The 18,683-nt window shown below is 63.7% G+C and carries 19 protein-coding genes; 12 read left to right on the top strand and 7 right to left on the bottom strand.

What is annotated here, in order from left to right:
* Nucleotides 1-4: 4 nt before the first annotated feature.
* Nucleotides 5-1,072 (top strand): Ppx/GppA phosphatase family protein, encoded by a 1,068-nt coding sequence (locus tag LRC39_RS11330; protein WP_346297321.1) that lies wholly within the window; start codon nt 5-7, stop codon nt 1,070-1,072.
* A gap of 25 nt (nt 1,073-1,097) precedes the next feature.
* On the opposite strand, the gene LRC39_RS11335 is transcribed toward LRC39_RS11330, so the two are convergent.
* The gene (locus LRC39_RS11335) at nt 1,098-1,673 is read right to left on the bottom strand and encodes a hypothetical protein (RefSeq protein WP_346297322.1); all 576 of its coding nucleotides are present in this window, start codon (nt 1,671-1,673) and stop codon (nt 1,098-1,100) included.
* A gap of 197 nt (nt 1,674-1,870) precedes the next feature.
* Between LRC39_RS11335 and LRC39_RS11340 the strand changes: the two genes are divergently transcribed.
* Both LRC39_RS11340 and LRC39_RS11345 read left to right on the top strand, forming a co-directional pair.
* Nucleotides 1,871-2,584 carry an RlmE family RNA methyltransferase gene (locus tag LRC39_RS11340; RefSeq protein WP_263991537.1) on the top strand — a complete coding sequence of 238 codons (714 nt, stop codon included), beginning with the start codon at nt 1,871-1,873 and terminating at the stop codon, nt 2,582-2,584.
* Between the two features lie 179 nt (nt 2,585-2,763).
* Nucleotides 2,764-2,925: a hypothetical protein gene (locus tag LRC39_RS11345; RefSeq protein ID WP_234822365.1), complete on the top strand. Its 162-nt coding sequence runs from the start codon at nt 2,764-2,766 to the stop codon at nt 2,923-2,925.
* A 15-nt stretch (nt 2,926-2,940) separates the two neighbouring features.
* Here the strand turns inward: LRC39_RS11345 and LRC39_RS11350 are convergent, their stop codons facing one another.
* On the bottom strand, nt 2,941-4,416 hold the full coding sequence (locus LRC39_RS11350; protein WP_107355348.1) for an MFS transporter: 1,476 nt from the start codon (nt 4,414-4,416) through the stop codon (nt 2,941-2,943).
* Between the two features lie 191 nt (nt 4,417-4,607).
* Between LRC39_RS11350 and LRC39_RS11355 the strand changes: the two genes are divergently transcribed.
* The 7 genes from LRC39_RS11355 to guaA all read left to right on the top strand — a co-directional run bounded on the left by LRC39_RS11355 (nt 4,608) and on the right by guaA (nt 12,269).
* Entirely contained in the window at nt 4,608-4,856 is a 249-nt protein-coding gene (locus tag LRC39_RS11355) for a hypothetical protein (RefSeq protein WP_107346564.1), read from the top strand.
* Between the two features lie 75 nt (nt 4,857-4,931).
* Nucleotides 4,932-5,252: a hypothetical protein gene (locus tag LRC39_RS11360; protein ID WP_346297323.1), complete on the top strand. Its 321-nt coding sequence runs from the start codon at nt 4,932-4,934 to the stop codon at nt 5,250-5,252.
* Nucleotides 5,236-5,901: a nucleotidyl transferase AbiEii/AbiGii toxin family protein gene (locus tag LRC39_RS11365; RefSeq protein WP_346297324.1), complete on the top strand. Its 666-nt coding sequence runs from the start codon at nt 5,236-5,238 to the stop codon at nt 5,899-5,901. Before LRC39_RS11360 ends, LRC39_RS11365 begins: the two co-directional genes overlap by 17 nt.
* A 188-nt stretch (nt 5,902-6,089) precedes the next feature.
* Nucleotides 6,090-7,586: an IMP dehydrogenase gene (guaB, locus tag LRC39_RS11370; RefSeq protein ID WP_107344158.1), complete on the top strand. Its 1,497-nt coding sequence runs from the start codon at nt 6,090-6,092 to the stop codon at nt 7,584-7,586.
* A gap of 246 nt (nt 7,587-7,832) precedes the next feature.
* The gene (locus tag LRC39_RS11375) at nt 7,833-8,858 is read left to right on the top strand and encodes an NADP-dependent oxidoreductase (protein WP_107344159.1); all 1,026 of its coding nucleotides are present in this window, start codon (nt 7,833-7,835) and stop codon (nt 8,856-8,858) included.
* 188 nt (nt 8,859-9,046) lie between these two features.
* Nucleotides 9,047-10,348 (top strand): RsmB/NOP family class I SAM-dependent RNA methyltransferase, encoded by a 1,302-nt coding sequence (locus LRC39_RS11380; RefSeq protein WP_346297325.1) that lies wholly within the window; start codon nt 9,047-9,049, stop codon nt 10,346-10,348.
* Between the two features lie 298 nt (nt 10,349-10,646).
* Nucleotides 10,647-12,269, top strand: a complete 1,623-nt coding sequence (guaA, locus tag LRC39_RS11385; protein WP_346297326.1) for a glutamine-hydrolyzing GMP synthase — start codon at nt 10,647-10,649, stop codon at nt 12,267-12,269.
* A 32-nt stretch (nt 12,270-12,301) separates the two neighbouring features.
* Here the strand turns inward: guaA and LRC39_RS11390 are convergent, their stop codons facing one another.
* Both LRC39_RS11390 and LRC39_RS11395 read right to left on the bottom strand, forming a co-directional pair.
* A complete protein-coding gene (locus tag LRC39_RS11390) occupies nt 12,302-13,405 on the bottom strand; it encodes a DUF4238 domain-containing protein (protein ID WP_346297327.1) in 1,104 nt (367 codons plus the stop codon).
* A 69-nt stretch (nt 13,406-13,474) separates the two neighbouring features.
* Entirely contained in the window at nt 13,475-13,648 is a 174-nt protein-coding gene (locus LRC39_RS11395; RefSeq protein WP_346297328.1) for a hypothetical protein, read from the bottom strand.
* A gap of 198 nt (nt 13,649-13,846) precedes the next feature.
* Between LRC39_RS11395 and LRC39_RS11400 the strand changes: the two genes are divergently transcribed.
* Entirely contained in the window at nt 13,847-14,524 is a 678-nt protein-coding gene (locus LRC39_RS11400) for a thermonuclease family protein (protein WP_346297329.1), read from the top strand.
* On the opposite strand, the gene LRC39_RS11405 is transcribed toward LRC39_RS11400, so the two are convergent.
* Nucleotides 14,521-15,345 carry a hypothetical protein gene (locus tag LRC39_RS11405; protein ID WP_346297330.1) on the bottom strand — a complete coding sequence of 275 codons (825 nt, stop codon included), beginning with the start codon at nt 15,343-15,345 and terminating at the stop codon, nt 14,521-14,523. The genes LRC39_RS11400 and LRC39_RS11405 overlap by 4 nt on opposite strands.
* A gap of 176 nt (nt 15,346-15,521) precedes the next feature.
* Entirely contained in the window at nt 15,522-16,424 is a 903-nt protein-coding gene (locus LRC39_RS11410) for a DUF3313 domain-containing protein (RefSeq protein WP_346297331.1), read from the bottom strand.
* A gap of 125 nt (nt 16,425-16,549) precedes the next feature.
* Here LRC39_RS11410 and LRC39_RS11415 point away from each other — a divergent pair, with 125 nt between their 5' ends.
* Nucleotides 16,550-17,161, top strand: coding sequence for a TetR family transcriptional regulator (locus tag LRC39_RS11415; RefSeq protein ID WP_013502946.1), 612 nt, complete (start codon nt 16,550-16,552; stop codon nt 17,159-17,161).
* A 303-nt stretch (nt 17,162-17,464) separates the two neighbouring features.
* On the opposite strand, the gene gltS is transcribed toward LRC39_RS11415, so the two are convergent.
* Nucleotides 17,465-18,661 carry a sodium/glutamate symporter gene (gltS, locus tag LRC39_RS11420; protein ID WP_346297332.1) on the bottom strand — a complete coding sequence of 399 codons (1,197 nt, stop codon included), beginning with the start codon at nt 18,659-18,661 and terminating at the stop codon, nt 17,465-17,467.
* Between the last annotated feature and the right edge of the window lie 22 nt (nt 18,662-18,683).

Consider the following 18,683-nt stretch of genomic DNA (forward strand, 5'->3'; position numbering starts at 1 on the left):
TTTGATGGACGACGAAACGCGGCTTCGCCCGGGCTCGCTGCCTGGCGAGGATCCGCACGCGATCGTTGAGATCGCCGAGGAGGAGCACGCCACCGCGTCCCACGGCGACGGCGTTTACGCCGCGCTCGACCTCGGCACCAATAACTGCCGGCTGCTGATCGCGCGGCCGGCGGGCGATGGATTTCGCGTGATCGACTCGTTCTCGCGGATCATCCGGCTCGGTGAGGGCGTTGCCACCACCGGCCGGATCAGCGAGGCGGCGATCGGGCGGGCGATTTCGGCGCTCGCGGTGTGCCGCGAGAAGATCGATGCACGCAAAGCCAAGCGGCAGCGGCTGATTGCAACCGAAGCCTGCCGCGCCGCCAGCAATGCCGACGAGTTTTGTGACAGGGTCGCGCACGCCACCGGCATCCGGCTCGAGATCATCGGCCGCGAAACCGAAGCGCGCCTCGCCGCGACCGGTTGCTCGCCCTTGCTCGATCCGAACGGCCGCGGTGCCATCCTGTTCGATATCGGCGGCGGCTCCAGCGAATTGGTGCGGATTGCCCGCGATCCGGATCGGCCCGACGTGCCGCCGCGAATTCAGGCCTGGATGTCGGTGCCGCTCGGCGTCGTCACGCTGGCCGAAGCGTTCGGTGGCAGGGTGGTGACGCCGGAGACCTACACGTCGATGGTCGCCGAGGTTGCCAAGCATGTGGCGCCGTTCGCCGCACAGCATGGCGGCGATCTCGACCGGATGCACCTGCTCGGTACCTCGGGCACGGTGACGACGCTGGCTGGTCTGTATCTCGACTTGATCCGCTACGACCGGCGGCGGGTCGATGGCATCTGGATGAGCGACGCCGAACTCAGCGCCACGGTCGAGAAGCTGCGCAGCATGAGTTATCACGACCGCGCCCATAACCATTGCATCGGTAATGAGCGGGCCGATCTGGTGCTGGCTGGCTGCGCCATCCTCGATGCGGTCCGCGCGGCGTTCCCGCTGCCGCGGCTGCGCGTCGCCGATCGCGGTCTGCGCGAGGGCATGCTGGTCGAAATGATGCGCGAAGACGGCGTGCTCGGGCCGGTGTAGTTCGCGCGAGGACGCAGCTGGCGGTTCAGACGGTGGTGAGCGCGCCGGCGATCAGCGACAGCGACACCAGCGCCAGCCATAGCGAAGCGATCCGCTGCGTCAGCCTCAGGCGGCCGTCGCCGCCGGCGCCGATCTGCGTCATGGTGCCGGCAAAGCCCCACAGCAGCGCCACCGCGAAGACCATCATGCAGAACATCATCAGCCTGGCGGCAAAGTCGGGTTCACTCGGCGTAGGCAGCAGCACCAGGGCGAAGATCAGCGCCTTGGGGTTCAGCAACGTCGTCAGATAGACCCGCCGCGCCGTGATGGCGCCGGTCGCGCCGGACGGATTCAGGTGCCACAGCCGCACCGCCAGCAGCATCACCCAGGCAGCCGCGGCGACCTTCACGATCACAGCTGCGGCCGGCAGCTCCGCCATCAGGTCGGCGCCGAGATAGGCGAGGGGCAGGATCGCCGTCAGGTAGCCGAGCAGTTCGGCCGGCAGCAGCCGCGCGACGCGGCCGAGCCCACCCTGCGCCCCGGCGACGCCGATCAGGGTGTTGGTCGGCCCCGGGGCAAGCAGCAGCGCCAGGACGACGGAGGCGAAAGCGGCTAACGACATGATCCCAGCCTGTTGGACCTCCGGGAGGTATTCTTTGCGGCCATCGATGTCTTGATCTTGATCATGCCGCAAGCCTCGAAACGCCGCGGCATCCTGGCACGCATCCGCGATGGCGGCAGGATGGCGCCGGTTCCGCACTGGTTTTTCCGGGCCCGTCTGGTAAGCAGCGGCCTTATCCCTCGATCATAAGCGAAGCCATGGCCAAGGACACCACCGGACGAATGCGCGTCACCGTCAAAAGCGGCGGGCGGATGAAGCTGTCGTCCAAGCTGTGGCTGGAGCGCCAGCTCAATGACCCTTACGTGGCGCAGGCCAAGCGCGACGGCTACCGCTCGCGTGCCGCCTACAAGCTGACCGAGATCGACGACAAGTTCCGGCTGCTCAAGCCCGGCATGGCGGTGGTCGACCTCGGCGCCGCACCCGGCGGTTGGAGCCAGGTTGCGGCCAAGAAGGTCGGGGCCGCCGACGGCCGCGGTAAGGTGGTGGCGATCGACCTGTTGGAGATGGGCGAGGTTCCCGGGGTCACCTTCGCGCAGCTTGATTTTCTCGATCCCTCGGCGCCGGACCGGCTGCGCGACATGCTTGGCGGCGGTGCCGATCTGGTGATGAGCGACATGGCCGCCAACACCACCGGCCATCGCAAGACCGACCAGCTTCGCATCGTCGGCCTGGTCGAGACCGCGGCGATGTTCGCGGCCGAAGTGTTGAAGCCGGGCGGGGCGTTTCTCGCCAAGGTGTTTCAGAGCGGCGCCGATGCAGCGCTGATGGCCGAGCTGAAGCGCGACTATGCCAGCGTGAAGCACGTCAAGCCGGCGGCGAGCCGCAAGGACTCGTCCGAGCGCTACCTGCTGGCGACCGGCTTTCGTGGCGGTGCGGCGCGTGACGCAACGGCTGGCGGCGAACTGGAGTGATGCCGCTCGCTTGGCGCCTTGCCGTGCGAGAGTGCAACTTAGTCGCGCTTTAAACGAGCGAATTCATCTGGTTAATTGTTGGTAAAGGTAGCTTTCTACAGAGCACTTCCTCGTAGTTCCCATAGGCTTAGCGGCATCCATCGGGCGAATCGGGGGGACCAATGGAGATTCCTACGCCGATGTGTAGAGCCTGCGGTGTCGATCGGGAGCTGATCGAGATCGAGCACGCCAACGCGTCGTTCGATGTGCCGCATTATCGCTGCCCGATCTGCAACGACGTGCTGCGCCTGGCCGTCCGCCAGGACGACGGCGCCCAGTCCGGTGGCGACCGTTTCGGCTGATCGACAGAACCTTACCTAGCCGAACCGCTGGTCGCGGGCGTCCTGGGTCTGTTCGGACGCGGCCTTGGTCGCGGCTTTGGCGCCGGCCTTCTTGCTCGAAATCTCGATCGCCTTGCGCCCCGAGATCTCATGGCCGGCATCGCTCGGCATCTGCCAGAAGAACAGCGCTGACAGCGCGGCCGGCACCGCCACCACGATGAAGGCGGGGGCGAAGTCGGCCGCGCCGAGCGTGGTGACGCCGCGCAGCGCCATCGTCGCTTCCACCGAGAATGCACCGACTGCAACACCTGCCGACAGCGCGAGCTGCTGGCCGACGCTGAGCAGGGTGGTGGCGCGGCTCATCTGGGCCTGCTCGACCTCGGCATAGGCGACGGTGTTGATCGAGGTGAACTGCAGCGATCGGAAGAAGCCGCCGACCACCAGGATAATCATGATCAGCAAGAGCGGCGTGCCCGGTGCGAACAGTGCACAGGCGGCGAGAAACACCGAACTGACCACGGCGTTCACCGTCATGATGTTACGGAACCCGAACGCGCGGATAATCCGCGCCGCCAGCGTCTTCATCCCGATCGCGCCGGCTGCGGAGGCGAAGGTGACGAGGCCGGATTGAAACGGCGACAGCCCGAAGCCGATCTGCATCAGCAGCGGCAGCAGGAACGGCAGTGCGCCGATGCCGAGCCGAAACAGGAAGCCGCCGATCAGGCTGGAGCGCAGCGTCGTCAGGCGCAGCAGCGAGAAATCCAGCACCGGCGCCGGCACTCTGCGGGCGTGGAACACGTACAGCGTCATCGCGATCGCCCCGACGCCGATCAGCCCGACCACCACGCTCCAGTGCAGCAGGCCAAGGCCGGCGACCGACAGGCCGAAGGCGATACCGGCGACGCCGATGCCGGCGAGGACCAGGCCCGTCAGATCGAACCGCTCTGGGCGTTCGCCCTGGATGGGATCGATGAAGCGCTGCGCCATCGCGATCCCGATCAGCCCGATCGGGATGTTGATCAGGAAGATCCAGTGCCAGGAGAAGTAGGTGGTGATGAAGCCGCCGAGCGGCGGCCCGATCACCGGCCCGATCAGCGCCGGTACCGTGACCCAGGCCATCGCCCCGACCAGCGCGCTTTTTTCGATCGAGCGCAGCAGCACCAACCGCCCAACAGGAGTCATCATCGCCCCCCCGATCCCCTGGATGATGCGGGCGATGACGAAGTGATGGATCGAGCTCGACAGCGCGCAGCCGATCGAGCCAACCATGAACACCGCGATTGCGATCGAGAACACCGTGCGCGCGCCGAACCGGTCCGCAGTCCAGCCCGACGCCGGAATGAACACCGCCAGCGACAACAGATACGAGGTGATCGCCAGCTTCAGCGTCAGCGGCGAGGTGCCGATGTCGGCGGCGATCGCCGGCAGCGAAGTCGCGATCACGGTGGCGTCCATGTTCTCCATGAACAGCGCGGCAGCCACGATCAGCGGAATAACTCGATCTTTGTTCATCGGAGATTTCGACCAGAGGAGGGCGCTCGGGCTGTAGCACCGTGTCGCGGCCCCGGCTATTGCGGACCTTGCGCGGTTACCTAAATCCTCCGTGACCGGCACAGCTTCCTCATGGCGGAAACGCCTTCGGATGTGCTTGCGGTGATGACGATGAGCGGCGCCTCGATCGGTTCCGCGACGGAGACTGGCCGATGATCTATCTGCTCGCTGCGTTCCTGCCGCCGCTCGGCTTGTTGTTCAACGGTCAGCCGCTGTCGGCGGTGTTCAACCTCGTGCTGCTGGTGCTCTGCATCGTCCTCGGGCTGATCTTCCACCCGCTGCTGGTGATTCCGTCGCTGCACGCGCTGATTGCCGTGCGGATGGAGCGCGAAAAGCGGATGCACCGCGAGGTCGTCGAGGCGATCCGCGAACATGGTCTGCCGCCGGCCTACCGGCGCTGAGCGCGCCATGGGCAAAGCGCCTCATGGGCAATGAGAATCGTCGCAAAATCAGCGGTTCCGTGCTAGTCTGCCACAATGACCGTCGCCCTTCGGATGTCTCCTGATTTTGCGGCCGAGCTGGAGCGGAAGTATTTCTGGTGGGAGGCGATCGGCGCTGCGCCGCGAACGGAGGCCCGCATCTTGGCTCAGGCGATGAGCTTCGCCAATTACGATGAGGTGCGGAGGCTGGAGACGGTGCTGGGTCCCGACGCGCTGGTGGAGGTGATGCTGGCGGCACGGCCGGGTTGGATCGATCCGCGGTCCTGGGAGTTCTGGCGGGGCCGCTTGCGACGGGCGACCGGCCGGTCGATCCCGGACATCCCGCCGCAGAGAAAGTTCGATGCCGGAGACGTTTGAGCCGTGCCTTGAGGTGCTGCCGGAAGCTCAGCAACAGATTTGGCCACTGCTCCGATTCAGCTCCAGCCTAAACTTCGTGCTGTACGGCGGGACTGCGGTCGCGTTGTATCTCGGCCATCGCGTTTCGGTCGATTTCGACTTCTTCAGTTCCGAGCCTCTCGACAAGCATCAGTTGGGCGCCGCCCTCGATGGACTTCCCAATTCCGACATCGTCCAGGAAGCCAAGGATACGCTGGTGGTCCGGGCGGCGATGCCTGCCGGTGTGGTCAAGTTATCATTTTTCGGCGGCTTCAACTTCGGCAGGCTCGCTCCGCCATTGCTGACCGCTGACCGAGTGATGCTCGTCGCGTCGCGCCAGGATTTGCTGGCAACCAAGCTGAAGGCGATCTTGGACCGGGCCGAAGCCAAGGATTATCGGGACATCGCGGCGTTACTGGCGTCGGGCGAGTCGTTACCCCGGTCGTTGGCGGGCTTTTCGAAGATGTTCGGCCGCGATCCCGCTCTGCCGTTGCGGGCGATAGGCTTCTTTGAGGACGGCGACCTCGCCACGGTACCTGAAGCGGATCGCCTGGTGCTCCGCTCGGCCCGCGATGCCGTCAGCGAAATCCCTGAAATTGCGTTGATTTCCGGCCCATTGGTGGCCGATTGAGGAATGCTTGGGGAGCGGGGCGGGGCTGTCAGCCTTGCCCCTTTGATTCGTCATATCCCCATGCTATCGACCACCGCCAACCCTACCGACGGGCTCGATTCGACGGTGCCGCACCCAGCGGCGCCGAACGTGCCTCCCGTCCCCGCAAAATCGAGCGCGGCCTTCGGTGCCGCTGAACGGAGTTGGCCATGGCGTCAGTGAGTGCATCCCCGCAATTTATCGAAGCCCTCACCTTCGACGACGTGCTGCTGAAGCCCGGCCTGTCGGACGTGCTCCCGTCCGAGGTCGACATCCGTTCGCGGATCACCCGTGCGATCCCGCTGAACATTCCGATCATCGCCTCGGCGATGGACACCGTCACCGAAGCGCGGATGGCAATCGCGATGGCGCAGGCCGGCGGCCTCGGCGTGATCCATCGTAACTTCGATCCCGAAGGGCAGGCTGCGCAGGTCCGTCAGGTCAAGAAGTTCGAATCCGGCATGGTGGTGAACCCGCTCACCATCAGCCCGGATGCCAAGCTGGCCGATGCGCTGGCGCTGATGAATCAGTACGGCTTCTCCGGCATTCCGGTGGTCACCGGCGCGCAGGGCCACGGCCCAGGCAAACTTGTCGGCATCCTCACCAATCGCGATGTGCGCTTCGCCACCGATCCGGCGCAGAAGGTCTCGGAGCTGATGACGCACGAGAACCTCGTCACCGTGCGCGAGGGCGTCAGCCAGGGTGAGGCCAAGAAGCTGCTGCATCAGCATCGCATCGAGAAGCTGCTGGTGGTCGATGATCAGTATCGCTGCGTCGGCCTGATCACCGTCAAGGATATGGAGAAGGCGGTCGCGCATCCTCTCGCCAGCAAGGATGCGCAGGGTCGCCTTCGCGTCGCCGCCGCAACCACGGTCGGCGAGGGTGGTTATGAGCGCACCGAACGGCTGATCGAAGCCGGCGTCGACGTCGTTGTCGTCGACACCGCGCACGGCCATTCGGCCCGCGTGCTCGACGCGGTCACCCGCATCAAGCGAATCTCCAACGAGGTCCAGGTGATCGCCGGCAATATCGCCACCCGCGACGGCGCCCAGGCGCTGATCGACTCCGGCGCCGACGCCGTCAAGGTCGGCATCGGCCCGGGTTCGATCTGCACCACCCGCATCGTTGCCGGCGTCGGCGTGCCGCAGCTCACCGCGATCATGGATGCGGTCCAAGCCTGCAAGAAGGCTGACGTGCCGGTGATCGCCGACGGCGGCATCAAGTACTCGGGCGACTTGGCCAAGGCGCTCGCTGCAGGCGCCGATATCGCCATGGTCGGCTCGCTGCTCGCCGGCACCGACGAGACTCCCGGCGAAGTGTTCCTGTGGCAGGGCCGCTCCTACAAGGCGTATCGCGGCATGGGCTCGGTCGGCGCGATGGCGCGCGGTTCGGCCGACCGTTACTTCCAGCAGGACATCAAGGACACGCTGAAGCTGGTGCCGGAAGGCATCGAGGGGCAGGTGCCGTACAAGGGCCCGGTCGGCAACGTCGTGCATCAGCTCGCCGGCGGCCTGCGCGCCGCAATGGGCTATGTCGGCGCCAAGGACCTCGGCGAATTCCACACCAAGGCCGAGTTCGTCCGCATCACCGGCGCGGGCCTGCGCGAAAGCCACGTCCACGACGTCACCATCACCCGCGAGAGCCCGAACTACCCGGGCGGGGTGTGAGGCGTCTGACGTAAGTAACAATTTCTCCACAGTCATTCCGGGGCGCGCGTGAAACGCGCGAACACGGAATCTGGAGACTGTTGCAGTCTCTGCGGTGCTCCGACCCGCGAGATTCCGGGTCCGCGCTTCGCGCGCCCCGGAATGACGAGCGACAGGCTACGTGCGCAGCCTGACGCAGTTGGCGAATGCGGTGGTGTCGCTTACAGTCGCGGCCCTGACGACAACGAACATCAAAAAGGAGACGAAATGTCCAAGGGTCAGCGTATCGTGCTCGCGTCGCGTCCGGTCGGCGAGCCGACGCCGCAGAATTTCCGCCTCGAAGAGTTCGACGTTCCGGCGCCCGGCGAGGGGCAGGTATTGCTCCGCACGATCTGGCTGTCGCTCGATCCTTATATGCGCGGCCGCATGAGTGATGGCCCGTCCTACGCGCAGCCGGTGCCGGTTGGCGGCGTGATGGAGGGCGGCACGGTTTGCGAAGTGATCGATAGCAAGAGCCCGGCCTTTGCCAAGGGTGACATCGTGCTGGCGCATTCGGGCTGGGCGACGCATGCGGTTGCCGACGCCAAGCCGCTGCGCAAGATCGATCCGTCGCTCGGCCCGATCTCCACCGCGGTCGGCGTGCTCGGCATGCCGGGGATGACCGCCTACACCGGGCTGCTCGACATCGGCCAGCCGAAGGAAGGCGAGACTGTCGTGGTCGCGGCGGCCTCGGGCGCGGTCGGCTCTGCCGTGGGCCAGATCGCCAAGGTGAAGGGCGCGCGCGCGATCGGCATCGCCGGCGGCAAAGACAAGTGCGACTACGTCAAGCAGGAGCTCGGATTCGACGACTGCCTCGATCACCGCGATCCCGATCTCGCCGCGAAGCTGAAGGCGGCGTGTCCGAACGGCATCGACGTGTACTTCGAGAACGTCGGCGGCGAAGTGTTCGAAGCGGTGTTTCCGCTATTCAACGCCTTCGCCCGCATGCCGGTGTGTGGACTGATCGCGCAGTACAATGCGTTCGAAACCCCGCCGACGCCGAAATGGGCGACCGCGCTGATGCGCCACGTGCTGACCAAGCGGCTCACCATCCGCGGCTTCATCGTCAGCGATTTTGCCGGCCGGCGTCAGGAGTTTCTGCGCGAGATGTCCGGCTGGGTGCGGGACGGCAAGGTCAAGTATCGCGAGCACGTCACCGATGGGCTGCAGAACGCACCGGAGGCGTTCATGGGCCTGCTCAAGGGCGCCAATTTCGGTAAGCAGCTGGTCCGCGTCGGGCCGGAGCGCGCCTGATCGCAAGCGCCGCAGCAGAGCCCCGGCGTGGCCGGGACTCTGCGTTGCGGTGGTTCGATTGTCATAGGCGGGGGCGGCAGCTATAGCGGGAGCCTGAAAGCGTCGGACCGATACCGCCCTTGAGCGTATCGTCCTGTTGTGACGCCGCTCGGCGCGTCGCGCGCCCTGACCCTGATTGAAAGCTCCGCATGACCCCCGCCGCACGGCTGTCCGCAGCCATTGACCTGATTGCCACCATCGACAGCCAGCGCATTCCCGCGGCCAAGGCGCTGAAGGAATGGGGCACTGCGCATCGCTACGCCGGCTCAGGTGACCGATCTGCGATCGCCGGGCTGGTGTGGGACGTGTTGCGCCGACGGGCGTCCAGCGCGTTCATCATGGATTCCGATACCGCCCGGGCGCGGGTGCTCGGCATGCTGAAGCTGGAGCGCGGCATGACGCCCGACTCGATCGCGGCGCTGTGCGACGGCAGCCGGTTCGCGCCGGAGCCGCTGAGCGATGCCGAACACGCCGCGTTGTCGACGCGGACGTTGGACGGCGCGCCGCCGCATATCGCCGGCGACTACCCGGAATGGCTCGACGGTGCGCTCGCCGAGATGTTCGGCGAGGCCCGCGTCGCCGAAGCGGCGGCGATGGCTAGCCGGGCGCCGCTCGACCTGCGCGTCAACACCCTGAAAGCCTCGCGCGACAAGGTGCTGGCCTCGCTGGCGCATCTGCGCGCCAAGCCGGCGCCGTGGTCGCCGTGGGGGCTGCGGATCGAGTTACCGGCCGACGCCCGCAATCCCGGGGTGCAGGCCGAGCCGGATTTCATCAAGGGCGCGGTCGAGGTCCAGGACGAGGGCTCGCAGCTCGCTGCGCTGTTTTCGGCGGCCAAGCCCGGCGAGCAGGTGATCGACCTCTGCGCCGGGGCCGGTGGCAAGACCCTGGCGCTGGCCGCGATGATGCAGGGCAAGGGCCGGCTGATCGCCACCGACGACGACAAGCGCCAGCTCGCCCCGATCCACGAGCGGCTGTCGCGCGCCGGCGTGCACAATGCCGAGGTGAGGGCGCCGAAGGGCGACGCCGATCCGCTGGCCGACATCAAGGGCAGCGCCGATCTGGTGCTGGTCGACGCGCCGTGCACCGGCACCGGCACCTGGCGCCGCAATCCGGACGCGAAATGGCGGATGCGCCCCGGCGCGCTGGAAATCCGCCTCAAGGACCAGGCCGAGGTGCTGGCGCGCGCCGCGCGGCTGGTGAAGCCGGGCGGGCGGATCGCCTATGTCACCTGCTCAGTGCTGGCGCCCGAAAATACCGGCCAGATCCAGGCCTTTACCGCCGCCCATCCGGAGTTCGCGGTGGTGCCGCCGGCCGAAGTCGCCGCCGCGCTGTGGGACAAGTCCGAGCTGTTCCTCGCCGCCGCCTGGACCTCGCCCGAAGGCCTGCTGATGACCCCACGACGCACCGGTACCGACGGGTTTTTCGTCAGCGTGCTGAAGCGCAAAGCCTGAACCGGGCAGGGCGCAGCGCTTTCGTTTCGAGTCCGCGACCGCCCAAGCGAGGCGCGCTCCCTCTCCCGCGCGCGGGAGAGGGCTGGGGTGAGGGCGACCCAAGCACTGAGGCTCGTCCTCGATAAGGCGTCCCCTCACCCAAAAGGCCCGCTGGCGCGTGACTTTCGACCTCTCCCCGCACGTGGGGAGAGGTCACGACGGCGCGAACGCGAGGTGAGGTAGCGCCTGCGCCCGGTCGCTGTCCCCATCGCCGTTTTTCCCCGTTGCGAGCGGCGCCGCGGTCGCGTATCTGCTGCCCATGACAGCCCCCAGCACATCCTCCGCTTCGTCCGTCGTCCCCTCTGGCGCCGACACCTCGCCGCACGTCGCTGCGATCCACGAGAAGATCCTGATCGTCGACTTCGGCTCGCAGGTCACCCAGCTGATCGCCCGCCGCGTCCGCGAGCAGGGCGTGTATTCCGAGATCGTGCCGTTCCAGAAGGCGGAGGCCGCCTTCGCCGAGATGAAGCCGAAAGCCGTGATCCTGTCCGGCGGCCCGGCCTCGGTGCTGGACGACAACGCCCCCAGCGCCCCGACGTCGATCCTCGAAGCCGGCGTGCCGGTGCTCGGCATTTGCTACGGCGAACAAACGCTGGCCAAGCAGCTCGGCGGCACCGTGGAGGGCGGCCACCACCGCGAATTCGGCCGCGCCCAGATCGAGATCACCGACGACTGCGCGCTGTTCGACGGCGTCTGGCAGAAGGGCGGCAAATACGACGTCTGGATGAGCCATGGCGACCGCGTCACCAAGCTGCCCGAGGGCTTTCGCGCGGTGGCGCAGGCGCCGGGTTCGCCGATCTCGGTGATCGCCGACGACACCCGCAAGTTCTACGCGATGCAGTTCCACCCCGAAGTGGTGCACACGCCCGACGGCGCCAAGCTGTTGCGCAACTTCGTCCGCAAGGTCGCTGGGCTGACCGGCGACTGGACGATGCGCGCCTTCCGCGAGGAAGCGATCGAGAAGATCCGCACCCAGGTCGGCAGCGGCAAGGTGATCTGCGGCCTGTCCGGCGGCGTCGATAGCGCGGTGGCGGCGGTGCTGATCCATGAGGCGATCGGCGATCAGCTCACTTGCGTGTTCGTCGACCATGGCCTCTTGCGCAAGGACGAAGGCAAGACCGTCGTCGACCTGTTCCGCCACCACTACAACATCCCGCTGGTGCACGTGGATGCGTCGGAGACCTTCCTCGGCGCGCTGAAGGGCGTCACCGATCCGGAGCAGAAGCGCAAGACCATCGGCAAACTGTTCATCGACGTGTTCGAGGCCGAAGCCAAGAAGGTCGGCGGCGCCGACTTCCTGGCGCAGGGCACGCTGTACCCGGACGTGATCGAAAGCGTGTCGTTCACCGGCGGCCCGTCGGTGACGATCAAGTCGCATCACAACGTCGGCGGCTTGCCTGCACGCATGAACATGAAGCTGGTCGAGCCGCTGCGCGAGCTATTCAAGGACGAAGTCCGCGCATTGGGGCGCGAGCTCGGGCTGCCCGACGTGTTCGTCGGCCGCCATCCGTTCCCGGGCCCGGGCCTTGCGATCCGCTGCCCTGGCGAGATCACCGAGGAGAAGCTCGACATCCTGCGCAATGCGGATGCGGTGTACATCGACCAGATCCGCAAGGCGGGCCTCTACGATGTCATCTGGCAGGCTTTTGCGGTGCTGCTACCTGTGAAGACCGTCGGCGTCATGGGCGACGGGCGGACGTATGAGTACGTGGTGGGGCTGCGGGCTGTGACTTCCACCGACGGTATGACGGCGGACTTCTACCCGTTCGAGATGAGCTTCTTGGGCGCGACTGCGACGCGGATCATCAACGAGGTGAAAGGCGTCAATCGCGTGGTGTATGACGTCACGTCGAAGCCGCCGGGGACGATTGAGTGGGAGTGAGGGGGCGATTTGAATCGATTGAAGGAGCCCACTTAGACGCTCAACTTTCGATACCCCGTGCCAGTTACATATCCCTGCTGAATACACCACTTACGTGTTAGTCCTGCACCGGTGCCATTTGAGTAGGCTTTAGCCCCGGGCCGAAACCGCAAAAACGAAGGCCAAGCGGAGGGTTTGGGGTGGTTGGTCTTCACATGGACTAGGATCTCCTCTTCATCTTTAAGGTCCTGAATTTCTTTCACTACGTAGTGGCTTCCCCATTCCGTTCTTTCTTTAAGGGTTGCATGAACGATTTCGTGTCTCTGCTTCGGTCGAAGGTCCTTAATTGACGCGACTTGTTCGATCAGCTTATTTCGAATCTCCCAGTCTCGATAATACAAGTTGGCCGCGCAGTTTAAGATTTGGTGCTGATTAATTGCGGTGATATCTGAAACCCGGGTGGTGTCGACTATCCCGTTACTATGCTGCAGTTCATAGACGGCTGCATCGTATGCGATTGTACAAAGGTGGGGGGTGATGGGCATAAGAAATATTGCACCGGCTGTGATCGCCCCGAAATTTTTCCGGTGCAGTCTATGTCCCCTCTGGAGGTGGAGACGGTTGGTGAGAATAGCTGGGTCGTCGGACGTGATAAAGGGTTGAATAGAGCGATTAACTACCAGGCAAACCTTCAAATCGTCGACCATCGACATGGTATCGGCGAAATGCAGCATTGCAATCTGTACGGAGGATTTAATTTCCTCTTTAACGGAAGGGGTCGGAATATCGGCTCCCGGCACGTCGAGCAACGCGCGTGTCATTTCAGCGCCCTTGCGCGCAGCCGCTTCAGTTCTAAGATGCTGTAGATAGGCGAAACGTAGCAGGATTATTCGGGTTTCAGGATTGATTGCCGGAGTTGTTCTAATAAGATTCTTTGTGACTGCGGCGTAGCTTGTTTCGACAGAGTTGATTGCCTTCTCAAGTTTTTCGTCATTGCCATAGAAATAATCTCCCGAGCATTGGTTCTTAACAGGGGCATTTCTGATAGCTTTCATGCGATCGATGTTTAGAAGATTGATCGCATTGCCTTCTGAGCCCAAGGTGAAAGGCTTAAGAAGAATGCGAGGAACATAGTGTTGATTTTTATTGTCAGCCATAGAGCCGCTCGATTCATCAGGAAATGAAATGAGTAATAGCTGAGTCTGTTTTTTTTAATCCATGTGATGTCAGATCCTAGGAACGTCGGCGCCGAGCACCGACAGATAGATGATGCGCGTGACGCCGGCGTCGCGGGCGAGGGTGAGAGTGATCAGCCCCTGGGGGCCTCGCAGATGGCGGGCGCTGAGCAGGAACAGCGCGCCCACCGGCGGGCCGCGGGCCGGCACGCCCCGCACCGACATGGCTCTCCCTCCATGCCCCGCCCTTCATTTCCCCGGCGACTATGTTATGCGAAGCGCCTTGCGAGGCGATGGACTGATGCGGAGCGTTTTGAAGGGGGCGATTGGCGGGGCGGTTGCGGTGGTGGTCGCGCTCGCGAGCCAGAGTGCCGAGGCGGGCGGCTGGGATACCGTGCACAGGTTAGTGCATCGGACCGGCAATTGCGGGCCGGCAAGGAGGTTCTCGCCTCGATGTACTCGATCGGCACGCGGACCAGCAGCGGGGAACCGATGCGGCACGACAGCCTCACGGCAGCGTCGCACGACTATCCGCTGCAGACCACTGTCACGGTCACCAATCCGGTGAACGGCCGCACCTGCCAGATCAGCATCAACGATCGCGGACCGTATGGAAAGTCGCGCGAGACGGGCGTCAAGATCGACTTCGCGCCCGGGGCGGCGAAGTGCCTGGGCATGCGGGGCACGCAGTACATCTGTCTGCCGGCTGACGACGCCATCGAACTGGCAGGTGTCCCGAAGATCCTCGACGGCGGCACGATCGACATCAACGGCACGAAAATCCGGTTGCAGGGTATCGACGCGCCGGACAGCGATCAGGTCTGTGTCGACGAAAAGGGGACGGGGTGGACGTGCGGCCTGGCGGCGCGCGACGAGCTGATCAAGCGCTTCGGCGACAAGCCGTGGACCTGCCAGGTGGCTGGCCGCGACAAGGTCGGCCGGTCGCTGGGGAGTTGTGCGGTCGGCACAGAAAGCGTCGCGGACTGGATCGTGCGGTCGGGGTGGGCGCTGGCGGTCGCCGGGTCTTTGCAGGCCTACGAGTCGTCGGAGGCGGCCGCCCGCGAGGCGCAGGCGGGCTTGTGGTCGGGCGAAGGGGGTTAATCGCGTAGTGTACGATATAATTTCGAAGCCTCCGGGGACAATCTAATGGGAATAGCGCCGAGATACTCACGAAGCGTTTGAAAAACGAATATTTCCGGCCTGTAGGCGTCCTCATCCTCGACATTCTGGAAGAAGAGCGCGTTCTTCGCAAGTTTGGATATTGATCCCAACGTCACGGTTGCTAGCTTGTCGCTTCTTCGTAATGCTTTGTTGAAGATGAGTGAGCGGCCAGCATCTGCAGTTGCGTAGATGAGATCGAAATTATTGGGAAGTATGAATTCTGAGTGTATCGGCATTGTTCTGCGGTTTAGTTCATCAATCCTGTTTAGCTCCGAGTCGACTACGAGGGCGTAGCGTTTACTCGGGTCGATAATTTCGTTTTGTAAAAGAAATTCGATGAATTTCCTCCAGGCGAATAGTTCCGGATTGCCCTTAACTTTGCCGAATGCCAGTCCAACGCAATCTTTGGGCTTGCTCTCACCTTCCGGATCGAGCGCGCAGACGGCGGCAACGTTCATCGTGACGTCAAAAGCGTCACGCCTGTTGGTGTCGATCGCCCACACTTGTTCATACAGCGCAAGCGCATCTTCAGCTCTTGCTGAAAAGTGAGACGGTCTTCGATATCTAATATGGTGAATTATCTTCGGTTTCTTCTCGCGTTGATAGAGCAGTAGTTGGCTTACTGGTCGAGAGACGTTCTCTCCGTTATTTGTTACCCAGAGCCTGAAACCCGGTTCTCCAGGTTTCCAATCGTGATGGATCTCATCGCCTTGCTCTAATTCGAAATTGATCAACAGTTTTTTGGGTTTCGGCTTGTCCATGCCATCGCACAGTGATTGGTTTGTTGGTCGGCATCAATTCGCAATTTTGATTGGAGTTGTGAATGATATGTATCAATAACTTCCGTTATGGAGGGTTTCGCGCCGTGGGCGATATTCGATCGGGGTCGACCGGTTGTTCGTACAGCTGCTAAGCACAATGGCGGCAGGACATCGTTTCACTCGGTTACTGCTGCTTCAGGGTTAGCCAGTGTCTGTGGGCCGGAAATTGGTTTGCCTCCCTGGTCTGTCCAGCCGGGCGGCAGGCCGATGCCGTCTCCGAGCAGGCCGACGACGCCGGGCAACCTTCCGAAAGCTTCGCAGGCTGGATATTTGGGTGCAGCGCCGAGGGCAGCCATCAGCGCGTTGGCCGACGGAGCTGAAGGGAGGCCACGGAACGGCGTCTTCCCGATCACGAGCATCTTGCTGAAATCGTCACCGAACGATGCCGCGAGACCATAGGCGTCGCCTTCCTCGGCCACCCGACCCGGATCGAGCGCTGTGGCGCCGCGGCCCCAGACCATCGCAGCCTTTTGGTTGCCGCGGTCGTCGGTCGCTTCGGCCTCGAGCGACAGGCTGCCGAGGCCGATCGGGATGCGCGGAATGGGGAAGGGGACGCCGGGAAGAAGCACTGTTTTGGCCACGAACGCGCCTTTGGAGAGGCCGACTGCCACGGTGTTGGTTGGTGTGACGTGGGTGATGACGGCTCGCACGGTGAGATCGGCCGGCTCCGCTGCGCTCACGACCCGAAAACGCTCACTCAAACCATAACAGAGTGTCCTGTCGGCGGCATTCGTGACGAGTCTGCGCTGTGTCGCCGTGAGCGGCCCGCGACCGTCGGGGTCCGGAAACGCCGTCGGAACAATCCGCACCGTCTTTGCTGCAAGTACGTCTTCCCGGCTCACCTTCAGGAGTGAGCGGGTCACGAGCCCGTCCGACGGCTTGAGATCGGCATAGCCGTGGAGCGATCCGGCACGGTTCAGGGGGGCGGTGGCGCATCCCGACATTAATCCCGACAGAACCACCGCCGTGCAACAGGTGAAGTCGGCCGAACGGCGAAGGGACGGCGCGGGAGGGGGCATAAGGATGGTTTCCGAGATGCGTGAATAATTGCACTCGGGTGTAATTTAAAAGTGCGGCCGTTTTGTGAAAACATTGCACTCAGGTGTAATTTTACTTCGAGCGCAATTGATGGGAAAAGGCGCTCATGAAAGAGCTGCAGACAAAACAGGACGTTTCCGAGAAGCCGGAAGGCCTTCGCGAGCGAAAGCGGCGCGAGACCTTGCAGCGCATTTCCGACGCCGCGCTCGAGCTGTTTCTCAACAAGGGCTTTGATGCGACGACGCTGGATGAGATCGCCGAGGCCGCCGGCATCTCCCGCAGAACCTTCTTCTACTATTTCGCGAGCAAGGACGACATTCTCACCGCATATCTTGGCCGACGCACGGACGAACTGAGGGCGGCTGTGCTCCAGAGCTCATCGGCTGGCGAGCCCATCGATGTGGTTTGCAACGCGTTGCTCAAGCTCGCGTCCAAGTTTGGCGATCGCAAAACGATTGCGACCGCGGGGCTGGTGTCAGGCAGCGAGTTCTTGGGTACTCGCGCTCAGAGCCGGTATCAGACATTCGAGCAAGGTGTTGCCGACGCGCTGTTCGAGATCTGGCCAAAGAAGGATCGCCGCGACGGCTTGCGGTTGGTCGCCATGGTCTCGATCGGCGCCCTGCGGCTTGGCGTCGATCGATGGCTCGAACACGGTGGCAAGCGTCCGCTCGCCAAGTACATCGAGGACGCCTTCAGGAATTTGAAGGCAGAGATCTAAGCTCTGGTCGGGATACCCGGACCGGAGCAAGCAGTGACGGCTATCTCCGCCCGCTCACCCCGTCCGCAGCATCGCCGCCGCGAAGTTCCGATACGTGTGCAGCGGCCTGCCCAGCAGCTTGGTGAGCCGCTAGACATCTCCGGCCTCCGGGATCGTGCCGTCGCTGACGTCGCGTTCGGCCATGAGGCGCATTTTGTAGGCAGTTCTTTCGGCCTGAAGCTCACCATGGTCTGCTCGAAGCCGCTCGGATCGTCGCCAAAAAAAGATCCACGAAGGATGCCCGAACCGTGATGCCCCGCCCGATCAACCGACAAAGGCGGATATGATCAGGGCGTTGACGATGTCGATGAAGAAGCCGCACACCAGCGGCACGACGATAAAGGCGCGGTGGGCGGCGCCGTATTGCTGGGTGACCGCTGTCATGTTGGCAATGGCGGTGGCCGTCGAGCCCAGCGCGATTCCGCCGAAGCCTGCCGAGATCACCACAGCCTCGTAGTCCTTCCCCATCAAGCGGAACACGATCGATATGGCGAAGATGACGGCCAGGATGATCTGCACGACAATGGCCGAGGCGACGAAGGTGAAGACGCCATTGAGCTGCCAGAGCTGAAGTCCCATGAGCGCCATGGTCAGGAACAGGCCGAGGGCGAGATCGGAGACGAGCGCCAGCCCGTCGTCCACGCCGGGCCAAAGTTTTTGGACGCGCGAACTCACGGCGATGGGCATGAGGTTGCGGATCAGGATTCCGGCCATCAGGCAGCTTACGAAGGCGGGTAGGTTCAGGCCTGTGCGTGTCAGCGCATCATGAATGCCGAGCCCGAGGATGATGGCGAGGTTCAAGGCCAGCACGGCCCAAAGGATACAGAAGTAGTCGAGTCTGGGCTGACGGCCGTCATTGGAAACGCCGATGGAGAGTTCAGGATCGTCGGTGGCGGCGACACTGTGACGCTTCATCAGGAAGGCGGCCACGGGGCCGCCGATCATGCAAGCTGCTATCAAGCCGACCGTGTTGGCCGCAACACCCAATTCCATTGCGTTGGGGATGCCGAGCCGCTCGGTGAATGTCGGTGCCCAGGCGAGCGTCGTCCCGATGCCGCCGGTCAGCGAGATCGAGCCCACCATCAGGCCTGCCTTGGCTTCCAGTCCGAACAGCGAAGCCATGCCCATGCCGGCGAAGTTCTGGATCAGCATCAGGACGACAGCGAGCGACAGCAGGATGACCAGGGGCCGGCCGCCGGCCAGAAGCATCTTGACCTCGGCCTTCAGCCCGATGCCCGCGAAAAACAACAGAAGCAGAAAGTCGCGCATCGCGAGATCGAAGGTGACCGGCCGATCGAGAAGCGCGTAGCTGAGCGCAACCACCGCTGTGCACAGGAACCCGCCGATGACCGGCTCGGGAATGGAGTATTTGCGCAGCAGCGGCGCGTTCAGTGTCGCGATCTTGCCGGTCAAAAGCAGGATGACGGCGATCGTGAACGTATAGAAGGCATCGATTTCCATAGGCTTTTCGAGTTCCAATAGG

It is taken from the genome of Rhodopseudomonas sp. P1 (genome assembly GCF_039642825.1).
Classification (GTDB): Bacteria; Pseudomonadota; Alphaproteobacteria; order Rhizobiales; family Xanthobacteraceae; genus Rhodopseudomonas; species Rhodopseudomonas palustris_H.